Origin of the sequence: Candidatus Kryptonium thompsonii (assembly GCF_001535985.1) — a bacterium.
GTDB lineage: Bacteria > Bacteroidota > Ignavibacteria > Kryptoniales > Kryptoniaceae > Kryptonium > Kryptonium thompsonii.
Map to the genome: position 1 here is coordinate 17,153 of NZ_CZVS01000017.1, position 15,967 is coordinate 33,119.

The following is a 15,967-nucleotide window of genomic DNA, read 5'->3' on the forward strand; positions in this document are numbered from 1 at the left end:
GACATTGGGGAGCTATGAGCTCCCCTTTTTTATTTTATTTGAACAAGTGTATGGTTTGAAATTTGAAAAACCTTTGCATCTTTCACCATTTCAATGATAGAATAATTGTGCGTGGCCATTATAATCGATGTCCCACGAAGATTTATCCGTTTTAGTAGCTCTATTATTTCAGTTGATGTATCTGGGTCAAGGTTTCCAGTTGGTTCATCTGCGAGAATTAAAAATGGTTCATTAACGATTGCTCTTGCTATGGCAACCCTCTGCTGTTCCCCACCAGAGAGCTCATCTGGCATGCTGTTCTTTTTGTGACTTAACCCAACTTCAGTAAGTGCCATTAAAACCTTTCTGTTAATTTCTTTTCTCTTAGCCCCCGTTACATAAAGAGCGAAAGCGACATTTTCAAAGACGTTTCTATCATCAAGAAGTTTAAAATCTTGAAAAACTATGCCAAGACGTCTTCTTAAATAGGGAATTTGCCTTTTCTTTATCTTTCTTGAGTCGAACCTTCCAACTATGACTTTGCCGCGATTAGGGAAAATATCCATATAAATTAATCTAAGCAATGTACTTTTCCCAGAACCGGTCGGACCAGTGACGAAAACAAACTCACCATCGTTAACTTTAAAATTCAAATCCTTAAAAACAAGATTATCATCAAACCATACCGATACGTTGTTAAATTCAACCATTCCAATTATTCCTTTTCTTTAAAATGAAATGCACTCTTTCCGATCGCTCGCCTCCCTCCAAAAAAGAAAACCCATCAAAACAACCAACAACTTCAAAAAGACCGTTGCTTTCAATAACATCTCTGATCTCTGAAATCCTATAAATTTTCTGCGCATGCTTCTCAAAATACTTCTCACCGTTCATTTCAATTTCAAATTCATTGATGTGAATTCTCTCGTCCCTTAGATAATAACTTCTTCTAGTATACTTTATCCCGAAACATTCCCCGCTTGAATTCATCAAGCTTGAATTTTGAATTGAGTTATATTCAGTTGAGATATCAAAGATGAAAATTCCCCAATCATATAATAAGGCTTCAACGCTTTTAAAAAGACCATCAAGCTTTTCTATGCTGTCAAGATAATTCACACTATCATAAAGACACAATGCAACATCATATTTTTCATCGACTTTGAAATTTGACATGTCCCCAACAAATAACTTAACATCTTCAGCTTTAATCTTCTCCTTTGCTTTATTAATCATCGCAGCGGAAAAATCCATTCCATCAACAATGAAACCAGCTTTTTTTAATAAAATAAGCATAGTCCCAGTTCCACAAGCTATTTCAAAAATTCGCCTTGCATCGGGACAAAATTCTCTTATCAATTCAATGATATATCTTGCCCACTTCCTATACGGCACACTTTTCATAATACAGTCGTAAATCTCAGCGAGAGCAGTATATGGCTCTGTTTGAATCATTTTATTAAAATTAGCTCCTTTTGTGGTGTGCTTAAGAACTCTGCCCCTGTTTCAGTTATTAAAACATCTTCTTCAAGTCCAATTCTTAGATAACCGTTCCTTTCCTTGCTGTAAAGATAAACTGATGGCTCAAGCGCAAAAACTTGGTTAGGTAATAATTTATAAAAGGGTCTCTTCCCATAACGATCTTTCCAATTTGGACCAAGTAGAGGTCCAATCTCATGAGTTGAATATCCGATGACATGACCCGCTGCATGCGGATATTCCTCATAACCAGCGTTAACGATCACAGCTCTTGCAGAGCTGTCAACTTCAAAACCAATCACACCAGGTTTCATCTTTTTAAATCCTTCCTCGATCGCCTTAACATTTGTTTCCCACATTTTCAAAATATAATCTGGCGGTTGTTCCTCATCTTCCCTCAAGACATAAGCAGTCCGCTGGATATCTGTGCAGTAGCCACTTAAATTAATACCAAAATCAATCGTTATTAAATCTCCCCTTTGGATCACATAATTTGAAGGTTCAGAATGGCCTCGTGTAATTCCAGCATTGACACTTGGACAGCTCTCTGGTTCCCAAGAAGGTCCAACTCCGTAATCACGCATCAGTTTTTTTATGTAATTAGCCACATCTTTCTCGGTGGTCTTACCTGGTTTTATAACTTCATTGCTTAAAGCTTTTGAAATTATTTCTTCCGTTATTTTCACAGCCTCTCTCATAATTTCGATCTCCTCGGGTAAAAGTTGACTTCTGTAAGCCATCACAATATTTTCGGACGAAACAAAACGACTTGCGAATTTCTCACCAAGTATGTTTTTTAAATAACTTAATGTACTAGCCGAAAGACCATCTGCAATTGGAAAATCCTCAGAAATGTTAAGTGCTATCTTTCTTGGATTTTTCTCCTCAACGATTTTTTTCAAATGCGGTGCAAGCCCTTCTTTTTTGTAAGAAATAACTGTATCATAAATTCCCGACTTCTGGATTGGGTCAACATCATAACTTGCGCAAATTGCTATTCTTTTCAACGAGTTACCCTCGTTTATAAAGACAAGAGCTGTTCTCGCAACTGCCCTATCAGCTGATAAATCTTTGGCAAGTGGATCAACGACATATTCCCTGGTCAAAACAATCCACATATCAATTCCTTCATTTCTCATTGCTGGGAGAACAAACCTTTCAAGTTTCGCCTTTTTAATTTCAAAAAACTTTTCCGCTGGCATTCGCTTAATTTTCCTAGGATATTGATATGGTGTTTCCCGAACACATGAGCTTATATTCAGAAGAAAAAACGCTATGAAAACTAAAATAATTTGCATGGGTTCTTCTTTGCTTTGTTTTTAATAAAGTTAGCAAACACAAACTAATTAAGCAACGAACTTGAAATCATACAGAGTTCAATTTGAAATTAAATTCTGAAAATTTTATCTTTAAATTAGTCAAAAAAATTTCAGGTCGGCTATAGCTCACTGTTACGCTGTTAAACATAATCGCTGATAGGCTATCAATATGAGATCAGGAGCTTATGTGATTTTATTTTTCACTTTTTTCACTCTTTCTTCACTCGCAAAAGGTTTAAATTTTTCTTTCCACAATATAACTTTCCCAGATACGAATGTAACTAAGATTGACACAGCCAAAGTTGATTCAACCACAGGAAAAAATTTTTTCAATAAAAAGTTCGTTTTAAAACCATACATTCAATTAAATCGTCCCCAATTCCACCCCTTGTTATTTATGCCTTCAAACTTAATAACGCATGAGATAAAAATTGATTCCACGGGCAGGTTCGTTAAAATAACAGAAAAAATTGCGGGCAGTGATCGGACTTTCCCCCTTGTGATACCGCTTGAAAAATATATACAGATAAAGCTTGAGGAAAACAAAAGAAAATCATGGATTGAACTTGCGCATAGATATGAAAAAAGAGAGGAAAGAGATGACATTGAAAAACTTTTTGGAAGCATAACAAACATTCAAATACCTGTTCCGGCAAACCCAATCTTCAGCATATTTGGTCCCCCCGTTATAAACCTTCACATTTCAGGTGCTGTCGATATAACAGGCGCATGGAGAAATGAAAAAACCGAACAACTCATAGTATCAAGGCTTGGAAGTGTTCGAAATGAACCCGACTTTAATCAGCAAGTTCAAATAAATGTTGGCGGAACTATAGGAGATAAACTTAACATAACCGCTGATTGGAACACCCAAAGACAATTCGAGTTTGAAAACCAACTTAAGATAAGATACAAAGGCTACGAGGATGAGATAATTCAAAGCATTGAAGCAGGAAATGTTTCGCTCCAAACTCCATCTTCTTTGATTGGAAGCAGTCAAGCTCTCTTCGGTATAAAAGCAAATTTACAACTTGGTCCACTTAAGCTAACAACCATAGCAAGCCAGAAAAAAGGTGAATCGCAAGAAAGGGTTTTGACTGGTGGAGCTCAAACGCAATCTGTAGATGTTTTCCTTTATCAATACTCGCAAAGACATTATTTTATTGATGAGAAATACATTAAAACTTATGAACCCTACTATCAAAACAGTCCTCCATTAAGAATAGCTCCGGAGTTGCAGGTTAAAGATATTGAGGTTTGGATCTCTCAGCTTGAGCGCCCCGAACCTGGCTTGACAAGATTTATCGTAGCAGACATCAATTTGCCACCAACCACAAACAAATCGTATTACGATAGTTTAAGAACAATTAGACAAAGTGATCCTGGTAGAATTGAGGTTGGACTTTTCAGAAAACTTGAACAGGGAAAAGATTACACAATCAATGCCGACATCGGGGTTATTTCACTTAACATAGATATTCAAGATAACCAAGCAATTGCGGTTGCTTATAGAGTTGAAGGACCAACTCAAATTGCCGATGACGATACAGTTTATGGTGATTTTGTGAATTCGTTGACCGATACAGCAGTTACACTTGTTTTAAAACTTGTAAGACCGAGATCCCCGCAACCTTCCTTCAAAAAAGCATGGATCTTGCAGTTAAGAAACATTTACTCTCTTGCTGGTGCAAGAAACATAAAAAAAGAGGGATTTGAACTAAAACTTCTTTACAAACCAAGCCCGGATCAGGAAGAGAGGGAGGATATAGACGGGATAAACCTTTTAAAAGCTTTCGGATTTGATAGATTTGCAGAGGATGGTTCTCCAGGCTCGGACAACAAATTTGATTTTTCCGACCAAACGATAAACCCAAGCCGTGGTGAAATTATCTTCCCATTTCTTAAGCCATTCAGTAAGGAAACGTTGAAAAAAATTTTCCCTGACAAAAACGACGAATTCATAAATTCAATTGCCTACGATGATATTTACGATACAAATCAAGTTGCAGCAAGAAACAATACAGCAAAGGCATCAAAATTTAAAATTTCTGCAAAATTGACAAGCGATGCCCAGGCAACTTATAATCTTGGATTTAATGTTGCTGAAGGGAGTGTTCAAGTTTATTTAAACGACAGAAGATTAGTTGAAGGTGTCGATTATAGAGTTGATTACATACTTGGTCAGCTTACAATTTTAAATCGGGATGCTCTCTTACCAGGGGCAAATCTAAGAATAAGATATGAAACAAATGATCTTTTCTCTTTCGCCTCCAAAACAATTCTCGGTGCTCGAGGCGATCTTGACTTGGGCGAAAATACGAAATTTGGCTTTACATTTATGAACTATGCACAGCAAACATTAAGTGATAAAGTTAGATTAGGAGAAGAACCGATTAGCAATACAATGTTTGGAGTTGATCTTTCAACGAGATTTAATTCGAGAAGGATTTCCGAATTCTTTAACATATTCCCAGGATATCAAGCAAAACAAGATGCTTCATTTTCTCTTCGAGGTGAATCCGCTTTCATAATTGCTGATCCAAACACAAGGAAAAGTACAATCGTTGGGGACAACAGAGAAAGCGTCGTTTATCTCGATGATTTTGAAGGTTCAAAAAGGATTATTTCCTTCAGTTTAATTTCGAGCCATTGGCATTTTTCAAGTGCACCTGCTCTTATGCCCTTGCTCGGTGAAACAAGAAAGGAAGAAATTCCAGATACAATAAAAGTGCAAAGAAAGGGATATCTTGCATGGTTTAACATACCACAATCTGTTCAAATAACAGAAGTTTGGCCACAGAAAAGAGTTGCCCAGGAAGAGCAGTTTATTACACCGTTAGACATTCAATTTTTCCCACAACGACGAGGACAATACAACTACACCACCAAATGGGACTCAATTAAGAATTTCCCCCGACAAAACTGGGCAGGAATGATGAGAGTTCTTCCGTACTTTTCGACCGATCTCACAACCGAAAATATAACTTACATTGAAATCTGGTTTAAAATCATAGGTAATCCTGGACCAAACGCAAAAATGCTGATAAACCTTGGGCAAATTTCCGAGGATGTAATACCGAATAAACGACTTGACACAGAAGACAAAAATGGAAACTACCGCCTTGATCCTGATGAAGATGTTGGGCTTGATGGTATGAACGATAGCGAAGAGAGAGCAAAATATCCCAATCTTGGTGATGATCCCAGCCAAGACAACTTTGACTATGGAGACTTAATGCGAAGAAATGGAACAGAAGGAAATAGAAACTTTTACCCTGAACCAGATCAGGAGGATTTAAACAGAAACCACATACTTGATCTTGTAAATAATTATTTCGAGTATGAAATCCCGCTTGATACGGTAAACAATCCATACATAGCTGGTGGTGGTTCAAACGGTTGGTATCAGCTTAAAATACCGCTTTCTTCATATACACGAAGCATTGGGAATCCAAGTTTTACACTGATTGAATTTGTAAGGGTTTGGTTCACTGGATTTGATAACGACGCAGTAATTAGGATAGCTGAATTTAATCTAGTTGGAAATTACTGGGAAGAATTGGTAAAGAACGATGAAATGTTCAAAGTTACCGTCGTAAGCGTTGAAGATAATCCAGATTATACTCCTCCACCTGGTGTGCAAAGGCCAAGGGATAGGACAAGACCAGATCAGCAAATTGAAGGGAATGAACAATCACTTGCGTTTGTTATTCGGAATTTACCAGATGATACGCTCCGTCTTGCAATGAGAAGATTCCCTCAAAGACTTGACCTTTTCAACTACAAGATCATGCGTCTTTTTGTTCATGGTGATAGAAATTTCTACTTCCGCGATACCACAGATTATTCAGCTGAAATTTTTATCTGGATTGGAACGGATACATCAAATTATTACGAATACCGTCAGCCGATATGGCCCGACTGGGATGTGCGAAATAATATTCAAATCGTCTTTGATCAACTTACTGCCTTAAAACAAACAAGAGATTCAATAAATCAACCTATTAAGAGAATACCTGTGCCAGATGGGCCACCTGGAGCAACATATTGGGTCAAGGGGAATCCATCTCTAACAAACATCACATTTATTGCAATTGGCGTCACAAATCCAAAGGGGAAAGGGCCCCAACTACTTTCAGGTGATGTTTGGGTAAATGAACTTAGGCTTCTAAAAGCAAATGATGCCCTCGGCTGGGCATATAATCTATCCGCTCAATTTAGCGTACCCGAACTTTTAAATGTCAATTTTGGAATTGCGCGAAGAAGTCCTGAATTCAGAGGACTTTCAGATAAATTTGTTAATTCATCCGCTCGAGTTCTCTCAACAAATTGGGCTTTTTCAACGAATTTTAATATCGAGAAAATTTTGCCTTCGTTTTTAAGCTCATCGTTGCGAATTCCATTTACATATTCCAGAACTGAAAATATAGGAATCCCGAAATATATCCCTGGCAAAGACATACTTGCAACCGAAGCTGCAAATCGCCTCAGACAGACAATCATTGAAAAAGGCGGAACAGAAGAAGAAGCAAATAGAAAAGCGGACAGCTTGTTAACTGTCATCCAGCAAATAATGGTGTCAGAAACATGGGCAATTCCATCAGTCAACTTTACAATTAACTCCCAAAAATGGTATATCAGAGATGTCATCAACAAAATAAACATTGGATTTAACTTCAACCGTTCAAGGTTTAGAGATATAAATACTGAACTAAGTAACAAATGGGGCTTCAACTTTCAAACGAATTATTCAACCAGTATTAAGCCAATAACCCTTAAACCTTTTAAATCACTTTTCGCAGGGATCCCACTTTTGGACACATATAAAGATTGGGAAATTCAACTCACCCCATCAAGCCTTGCTGGAATGATGAGATTTGATAGAGGACATGAGAATAGAAAATTTAGAACGAAGACAACTTACGAACCAACAACTCGCATCTTCAACGCTCAAAGAGGCTTTTCATTTGATTGGAAATTCTCAAATAATGGTTTGATAAATCCATCTTTAAGATATCAAGTTGACATAGGAAGCAATCTCGTCCACCTTGAAACCGATTCCCTTGGCAGACAGCGGAGCACAAAAGAAATTTTTAGCGACATCTTTTTCAAAGATGGTTTGATCAACTTTGGCAAGACATCAACTTTATCTCAACAAATAAGCATAGGAACAAACCCGAGGATACCACCGATTCTTGGTTTGAACAAATATCTAAATGCTAACTTCAGTTATTCCTCCGCATATAGATGGCAAAATAATTTCCAACAAAGAGAGCTTGGAAGGAGCGCTGGATACTCTGCAAATTTAAACTTTAACTTATCATTAAAATTAAAATCGCTTGCCAACTCATGGTTTGGAGAAGATGATGAACGAACTGGGCGCGGTCGCGGAGCCCAGGCTCAAAGGGACACATCAAAAAAATCTGGTTCAACCATATCACCCAAGAATGTTCTAAAAATGCTTATAAAAACCCCATTTCTCGATTACGAAAATGTTCAAATTACATTCACTCAGACAAACACAGCAATGAACACAGGACTTTACAGCGAAAGACCAGGCATGGGAAATCTTTGGTCATGGCTTCCGTTTATAAGCGATAGAATTGAATATGGACCATCGCTTTTATATCAACTTGGACTTGTCTCCAATCCGAACGGTAAAATTCAACTTACCCCCAAAAAAGGTTTCCCATTTTTCGGATTTGAGCAAAGTCCAGGCTTAAGAGCACCAAATGGAAATCTTGACGATAATTATACACAAAACAACAAAATTTCGATAACCACATCTCGCTCCCTTTGGCAAGGTGCTTACCTTGATTTAAGCTGGAATCTTGGGTGGAGCTATCAAAAAAATCAAAGAATTATAACCGATTCACTTGGAATACCCAAAGTTACATCATTTACAAGTTCCGCCTCAGTAAGCAGGTCATTCCTGACATTGCCACCTGTTTTTATATTTAGCATTTTCAAAAGTGGAATTAAATCCGTAGCATCTGTATATTCCGAACTTAAACTCGACCCAAATGATAAAAGAACCGATGATGAAAAACTAGCCCAGGCATTTGAAGAGGGTTTTGAAACGCTCCCATTTTTAAGCAAACTTCTTGGCGGTTTCTTCCCCAGGCTTAACTGGAGGTTAAGATGGGATGGGCTTGAAAAGTTTTCCATCTTTAAATCTTTTGCAACTCGCGTCTCACTTGAACATGCATACACATCAAACTTTGAAAAAAGATGGAGAAGCTTCATAGGTCAAGGACAAACATTTGAAGGTGAACGAACTGGCTATGATTTTAACCCCTTGATCGGACTTAATCTAACCTTTAAACCTTTATGGAACGGAAATCTAACTGGCGGTTTCAGATACATAACATCAACCTATTATGATTTGAACTTTTCGGCTAAGGCGATCGTTGAAACATTCAGACGAGAAATCTCATTCAACTTGAGCTATTCAAAGCGAGGTTTCAATTTGCCAATTTTTGGTCTCTCACTTAAAAATGATGTTGACATAACATTTACTTATTCATCATCGAAAAATTCAAGGCAAACATATCAAGCACGAAATCTTTCTCAAGCTTTGCCACTTGATGGAATTCTTAGGACGACAATGGAGTTGAGATTTCGTTATATTTTAAGCACGCGCGTCACAGGTTCGCTATTCTATCGACTTACAAAATCAAAATCGGATTCAAGAAGCACCTTTATCCCAGGTTCAACAATAAATGAAGTTGGAATTGACCTCCACATCTCGATTGGAACATGATTTTACAAACAAAATTTTGAAACAAATGAAAAATTTTAGAAGGACAAAAATAGTGTGCACCCTTGGACCAGCGGTAAGCACACTTGAAAAGGTCGTTGAACTTATAAACGCTGGAATGGATGCGGCACGATTGAATTTTTCACACGGCGATTACGAGGAGCATTTAAAATTTATAAAACTTGTCAACGAAGCATCAAAAATCACGGGTAAATTTATCCCAATAATCCAGGACCTGCAAGGACCAAAGATAAGGGTTGGAAAATTAAAAACAGAACCAATTGAACTTAAAACTGGAAATTTTGTCTTTCTTACTTCGGAATCAATCGACGGCGACAATGAAACCATTCCAATTCAATATGAATACCTTACAGACGATGTTAAAGCTGGAGATACTATACTCCTTGATGATGGGATGATCGAACTTAAGGTTATAAGCGTTGAAGGTAAAAAAGTAAAATGTGAAATTGTTGATGGAGGGATTTTGAAATCGCATAAAGGTGTAAATTTACCTGGCGTAGAACTTCAAGTTCCATCGCTTACAGAAAAAGATATAGAGGATCTAAAATTCGGACTTGAAAATGGTGTTAACTATGTGGCACTATCATTTGTCAGAAAAAGGGAAGATATAATCAATTTGCGCAGAAAGATGGAAGATTTAGGTAGAGTTGTTCCCATAATCGCAAAAATTGAAAGGATTGAAGCAGTTAAATCGATTGATGACATAATTGAGCTTGCTGATGCGATAATGGTCGCAAGAGGTGACCTTGGCGTTGAGCTCCCAACTGAGGAAGTCCCTGTTCTGCAGAAAATGTTAATTAAAAAAGCGAACATAGCTGGTAAACCCGTTATAACCGCCACGCAGATGCTTGAATCGATGGTTTCAAATCCAAGACCAACACGTGCGGAGGCAACCGATGTTGCAAATGCTGTCCTTGATGGAACCGATGCAGTGATGTTAAGTAGTGAAACATCAGTTGGCGAATTCCCCATCGAAGCAGTCAAAGTAATGAACAGAATAATACAAGCAATCGAAACGCAATATAATTTTTACGGACCTGTTTTTGACTCCAACTTGAAATTAAGAGATGAGGTCGATGCAATAGGAAGAGCCGCTTGTCTTCTTGCCCAACAATTAAATGCAAAAGCGATTGTAACTATAACTCACACTGGAGCAACGGCGAAATCAATTGCAAAATACAGACCTGCGGTTCCAATAATTGCCCTTACAGACAATGATGAAGTTGTAAAACTTTTGAATCTTGTATGGGGAGTGACTGGAATTAAACTCAAAGAAATTTCAGAAACGGATAAAACGATAGAAAACGCAAAGATTCAATTAAGGGAAAGTGGAATTTTGGAAAGCGGAGACTTAATAATAATGACAGCTGGAATTCCACTATTCCAACGAGGTTCAACGAATATGATAAAAGTCGAACGAATTTAAAACAAAAATTTCGTTTAAAAATATGACGGAAAAAGAAATTGCCGTAGTTTTGGTAAGTGGAGGACTTGACTCCTGTGTTACAGCTGCCATCGCTAACTCCCTTGGTTATGAACTTGCTTTTCTTCATTTAAATTACGGTCAAAGAACAGAGCAAAGGGAGTTAAAAGCTTTTCATGATATAGCCGACTTCTACGGCGTCAAGAAGCGCCTTGTGATAAATATTGAACATTTGAAATTAATCGGCGGATCAAGTTTAACGGATGAAAATATACCTGTTGAAGAAGCGGATTTAAACCGAAAGGCGATCCCGACAAGCTATGTTCCCTTTAGAAATGCGAATATGCTTTCAATCGCTGTTTCATGGGCGGAGGTGATCGGTGCAACCAAAATTTTCATCGGTGCAGTTGAAGAGGATTCATCTGGATATCCAGACTGCAGAAAGGAATTTTATAAAGCTTTCAACGAGGTTATAAAATTAGGAACGAAAGCAGGTGTTGAAGGAAGACCCATTGAGATAGTAACACCAGTTATCGAGATGAAAAAAGTCGATATAGTCAAAAAAGGAATTGAACTTAAAGCACCCTTACACTTGACTTGGAGCTGTTATCAAAGGGAGGATGTCGCTTGCGGTGTTTGCGATAGTTGCGCTTTTAGATTAAGAGGATTTCAACTTGCAGGTGTAGATGATCCAATTCCTTACGAAGTTAAACCCGTTTACATATAAAAAGGTCTGGGCTCAACCCTGATTAACAGAGTTTCACCCAGACCCTTACAGCGATGAAGCAGGACCTCCCCCCAGAGGTCCTCGCTCCAGAAATGAATTAACTTTTCACTTAAGAATATAATATTTGATTATGGTCACTTTCTTTGATGGAAATCACAAATTTTGAGATATTTTGGCAAGGTTTTTGTAGATATGCTTATACATCATTGAGGTATTTTCGCAAGAATTGGCCCGTGTATGAGTTTGGATTTTGAGCGATTTCCTCTGGGGTTCCAACCGCAACTATATAACCACCTCTATCTCCTGCGTCAGGTCCAAGGTCAATTATCCAGTCGGCACACTTTATCACATCCATGTTATGTTCAATCACGATGATCGAATGTCCCGCATCAAGAAGTGCATTAAACGCTTTTAAAAGTTTAGCGATATCATCAAAATGGAGCCCCGTCGTTGGCTCATCAAAAATAAACAATGTATGTGGACTCGTTTCAGAAGCGAGAAGATGCGCCGAAAGCTTAACACGTTGTGCTTCCCCACCAGATAAGGTATTTGCAGGTTGTCCAAGCTTAATATATCCAAGCCCAACCGCATCAAGAACCTTCAACCTCTCAACAACTTTTTTATGCCCTTTAAAGAATTCAATCGCCTCAGTAACGGTCATATTTAAAACATCGCTTATATTTTTCCCCTTATACTCCACCTCGAGTATTTCACTCTTATATCTTTTTCCATTGCATGAGTCACAGGGAAGATAAATATCGGCAAGAAATTGCATCTCAATTTTAACAAAACCATCACCTTCGCATGTTTCACACCTTCCACCCGGAATGTTAAATGAAAAATGTCCCGGCGTATATCCCCTAGCTTTTGCAAGGTAAGTTGAAGCAAAAATCTCTCTTATACCATCGAATGCCTTAACATATGTAACTGGATTTGAGCGCGGTGTTTTTCCGATTGGAGATTGATCGACCATCTCAACCGCGTCAATTAACTCATGTCCCTCTATTTCATCAAATTCACCTATTTTCCCTTCGTAAGTTCCGTCTTTCAATTTTTTCAAAGCTGCATAAAGCACATCATGAACAAGGGTGCTTTTCCCCGAGCCACTTACACCTGTGACACAAACAAAAACATTTAAAGGAAACTCAACATCTATATTCTTTAAATTATGTTCCCTTGCTCCACGAACTATTATTGAATTTCCCTTTTTCGGCTTTCTTCTTTGCTTAGGTACTGGGATCTTCAACTGTCCGCTTAGATATTTACCTGTCAGCGAATTTTCATCTTTAAGCAAATCTTCATATTTACCCTGAAAAACCACTCTCCCGCCATTTTCCCCTGCCCCGGGTCCAAGATCAACTATATAATCAGCTGATTCGATAACTTCCCTATCATGCTCAACAACTATAACCGTGTTTCCATTTTCTTTCAGTGATTTCAAAATTTTTATAAGACGATGCGTGTCCCGTGGATGTAAACCAATGCTCGGCTCATCAAGGATATAAAGAGTTCCAACAAGTGAAGAACCAAGCGCAGTTGCAAGATTTATTCTCTGTGCTTCACCGCCCGATAGAGTATTTGATAATCTATTAAGCGTTAAGTACCCAAGCCCGACATCATAAAGATACCTTAGCCTACGATTTATCTCCGAAAGTATACTTGCAGAGATTGTTCTTTCGTATTCAGTTAACTCAATATTTTGAAAGAAGAAGTACGCCTCTTCTATCGACATCCGAACGATATCATAAATTGTTTTTCCAGCAATCTTAACATTCAACGCCTCCTTTCTAAGCCTCGAACCACCGCAGAGATCGCATGTTGTATATCCTCTGTATCTTGAAAGCATCACCCTATAGTGAACCTTATATGAGTTCTCCTCGAGCAGTTTAAAAAATCCATCGATACCCTCAAATCCATCGTACCCATTTTTTATAATTTCGATATGCTCAGGGCTTAAATCCTTAAAGGGCACATCGATCGGGATGCCAATTTTCTTTGCGACGCGCAGTAAATCTTTTTGAAACCATGAAAATTTTTCGCTTCTCCACGGATAGATTGCTCCATCCTTTATACTTTTTGTTTTGTCCGGAACAAGCGCGTCCCAATCAATTCCATATGCTCTGCCAAATCCTTGACACTTAGGGCAAGCCCCGTAAGGATTATTGAAGGAAAAAAGTCTCGGCTCCGGCTCTTCATATTCTATTTTGCAATACGCACATTCAAAATGTTCACTAAATTTCATAATCTCACCCGAGTCAAGAACTTTGACAACAAGATAACCTCGCCCTTCGTTGAAGCCCATTTCAACTGAATCAAACAATCTTGCTTCATCAATATCAGAACGAACTACAAGACGGTCAACAAGGACATAAATTTCTTCCCTTTTAAGCTTTTTAAAATCAATTTTTTCATTTAAATCGATGAGCTCATCGTTAACAAAAATACGGTAAAAACCTTTCTCCTTAAGCGCTTCTAACTCATCTTCAATGGTATGTCCCTTATGGACATGTAATGGGAAAAGAATATAAATTTTGCTTCCCTCAGGAAGTTGTTTTATTCTCTCTACAACAAAACCCGGCGTATCTTTCTGAACGAGATTTCCACACCTTGAACAATAAGTTTTTCCTACCCTTGCGAACAAGAGACGAAGATAATCGTAAATTTCTGTCATCGTTCCAACGGTTGAGCGTGGATTACGCCCCGTTGATTTCTGGTCAATTGCAATAGCGGGAGCAATCCCCTCAATCAAGTCAACATCAGGCTTATCCATTCTTTCAAGAAATTGTCTCGCGTATGCCGATAAACTTTCAACATATCTTCTTTGTCCCTCCGCATAAATTGTATCAAATGCAAGGCTTGACTTCCCAGAGCCACTTACACCTGTAAAAACAATGAGTTTATTCTTGGGGAGTTCAAGATCTATATTTTTAAGATTATGAACGCGAGCGCCTTTAATTATGATTTTTTCATTCTCCACGGCTTTCAAACGCAATGCAATTTTTTCCCTTGAAAGTTTTGATTTAATTTAAAGCAAATTAAAAAATCAAACAAGTTCTAAGAAACTTCAAACTCCCGCCTGCGTCTAATTATTAAAACAAAAATTAAAAGCCATTTATGAAAATTTCAAACAAAGGGCTAATTGTAATTATAATTGTCGCAATTATTGGGCTTTCCCTTCCCAAATTGAAATCAATTTTCGCAGATAAAAAAACTGTAAATAGAAACCCCGGGTTCGCACCTGAGTTCACCGCAAAAGCATACATAGCAAAACCACAAAAACTTGAAAATAAAATTAAAGTAACTGGAACAATCCTTGCCAATGAGGAAGTGGAAATAAGAAGTGAAATTTCAGGAAAGGTTGAAAAGATATTCTTTAGCGAGGGGGGAAGGGTTAAAAAGGGTGATATACTTGTTAAGGTTGACGATTCTGAACTTCAGGCACAGCTTTTAAAAACCCAATATCAAAAGAAATTAGCCGAAGAAAAAGAGTATAGACAAAGAATGCTTCTTGAAAAAGAGGCAATAAGTAAACAAGAGTACGATGTTGCTTTAACCGAGCTTAATACACTTGAGGCAGAAATTCAACTTATCAAGGCAAGGATAGCTAAAACCGAGATAAGAGCTCCTTTTGACGGGGTTATAGGTTTAAGGTATGTAAGTGAAGGAAGTTATATTTCACCAGCGACGAAAATTTCTACCTTGCAGGATATCGATACTTTAAAAATTGAGTTTTCCATTCCTGAAAAATATATTAAATCTGTAAATGTCGGTGATAAAATTGACTTCAAAATTCAAGGCTCAGATAAAACCTATAGAGCGGTCATTTACGCAGTTGACCCAAAGATAGACCCGACAACCAGAACCCTTCAAGTTCGTGCGATCTTCCCGAATAAAAATTATGAAGTTCTGCCTGGCTCATTTGCCGAAATTGAAGTTATACTTGAGGAAATACCCAATGCAATTTTAATACCTGCTGAGGCTATAATTCCGAGCACTGAGGGAACCAGTGTCTTCATCTACAATAATGGGATAGCGCTTGAAAGAAAAGTTGAAACTGGAATCAGAACCGAAAGGTTTATACAAGTAAAATCTGGCCTCAAACCTGGCGACACCGTTCTTACAACAGGTCTTTTACAATTAAAATCTGGATTTAAAGTTAAAATCAGTGAAATTGAATAAAATTTAAATTGGAGATAGAGCTATGGGGCTTTCATCACTAAGTATAAGGCGCCCAGTTTTGTCAATTGTTATGTCTCTTG

At 37.8% G+C, this 15,967-nt stretch carries 8 protein-coding genes; 4 read left to right on the top strand and 4 right to left on the bottom strand.

The genetic code is table 11. The annotated features are described in order from the left end of the window. Nucleotides 1-29: 29 nt before the first annotated feature. The 3 genes from ftsE to AWW78_RS03210 are packed head-to-tail and all read right to left on the bottom strand — an operon-like array spanning nt 30 to nt 2,756. On the bottom strand, nt 30-689 hold the full coding sequence (gene ftsE, locus AWW78_RS03200; protein WP_047134186.1) for a cell division ATP-binding protein FtsE: 660 nt from the start codon (nt 687-689) through the stop codon (nt 30-32). Continuing rightward, nucleotides 682-1,434 carry a class I SAM-dependent DNA methyltransferase gene (locus AWW78_RS03205; RefSeq protein WP_047134187.1) on the bottom strand — a complete coding sequence of 251 codons (753 nt, stop codon included), beginning with the start codon at nt 1,432-1,434 and terminating at the stop codon, nt 682-684. The genes ftsE and AWW78_RS03205 overlap by 8 nt, the downstream gene beginning before the upstream one ends. After that, on the bottom strand, nt 1,431-2,756 hold the full coding sequence (locus tag AWW78_RS03210) for a M24 family metallopeptidase (RefSeq protein WP_082349189.1): 1,326 nt from the start codon (nt 2,754-2,756) through the stop codon (nt 1,431-1,433). The genes AWW78_RS03205 and AWW78_RS03210 overlap by 4 nt, the downstream gene beginning before the upstream one ends. Nucleotides 2,757-2,946: 190 nt before the next feature. Between AWW78_RS03210 and sov the strand changes: the two genes are divergently transcribed. From sov to queC, 3 genes are read left to right on the top strand one after another with little or no spacing between them, the layout of a single operon-like run. Continuing rightward, nucleotides 2,947-9,540: a T9SS outer membrane translocon Sov/SprA gene (gene sov, locus AWW78_RS03215; protein WP_075426073.1), complete on the top strand. Its 6,594-nt coding sequence runs from the start codon at nt 2,947-2,949 to the stop codon at nt 9,538-9,540. A 25-nt stretch (nt 9,541-9,565) separates the two neighbouring features. Then, on the top strand, nt 9,566-10,984 hold the full coding sequence (gene pyk, locus AWW78_RS03220) for a pyruvate kinase (RefSeq protein WP_047134188.1): 1,419 nt from the start codon (nt 9,566-9,568) through the stop codon (nt 10,982-10,984). Between the two features lie 22 nt (nt 10,985-11,006). Beyond that, the gene (gene queC, locus AWW78_RS03225; RefSeq protein ID WP_047134189.1) at nt 11,007-11,708 is read left to right on the top strand and encodes a 7-cyano-7-deazaguanine synthase QueC; all 702 of its coding nucleotides are present in this window, start codon (nt 11,007-11,009) and stop codon (nt 11,706-11,708) included. Nucleotides 11,709-11,904: 196 nt separating this feature from the next. Here queC and uvrA read toward each other — a convergent pair whose 3' ends face one another. After that, nucleotides 11,905-14,685, bottom strand: a complete 2,781-nt coding sequence (uvrA, locus tag AWW78_RS03230; protein ID WP_082349205.1) for an excinuclease ABC subunit UvrA — start codon at nt 14,683-14,685, stop codon at nt 11,905-11,907. A gap of 137 nt (nt 14,686-14,822) precedes the next feature. On the opposite strand from uvrA, the gene AWW78_RS03235 reads away from it, so the two are divergent. Beyond that, a complete protein-coding gene (locus AWW78_RS03235) occupies nt 14,823-15,887 on the top strand; it encodes an efflux RND transporter periplasmic adaptor subunit (RefSeq protein WP_047134191.1) in 1,065 nt (354 codons plus the stop codon). The last annotated feature ends 80 nt before the right edge of the window (nt 15,888-15,967 follow it).

What these genes read in the sequence shown, in the direction of transcription:
- ftsE (WP_047134186.1), bottom strand. Translation starts at nt 689, where the DNA reads ATGGTTGAATTTAACAACGTATCGGTATGGTTTGATGATAATCTTGTT.
- AWW78_RS03205 (WP_047134187.1), bottom strand. Translation starts at nt 1,434, where the DNA reads ATGATTCAAACAGAGCCATATACTGCTCTCGCTGAGATTTACGACTGT.
- AWW78_RS03210 (WP_082349189.1), bottom strand. Translation starts at nt 2,756, where the DNA reads ATGCAAATTATTTTAGTTTTCATAGCGTTTTTTCTTCTGAATATAAGC.
- sov (WP_075426073.1), top strand. Translation starts at nt 2,947, where the DNA reads ATGAGATCAGGAGCTTATGTGATTTTATTTTTCACTTTTTTCACTCTT.
- pyk (WP_047134188.1), top strand. Translation starts at nt 9,566, where the DNA reads ATGAAAAATTTTAGAAGGACAAAAATAGTGTGCACCCTTGGACCAGCG.
- queC (WP_047134189.1), top strand. Translation starts at nt 11,007, where the DNA reads ATGACGGAAAAAGAAATTGCCGTAGTTTTGGTAAGTGGAGGACTTGAC.
- AWW78_RS03235 (WP_047134191.1), top strand. Translation starts at nt 14,823, where the DNA reads ATGAAAATTTCAAACAAAGGGCTAATTGTAATTATAATTGTCGCAATT.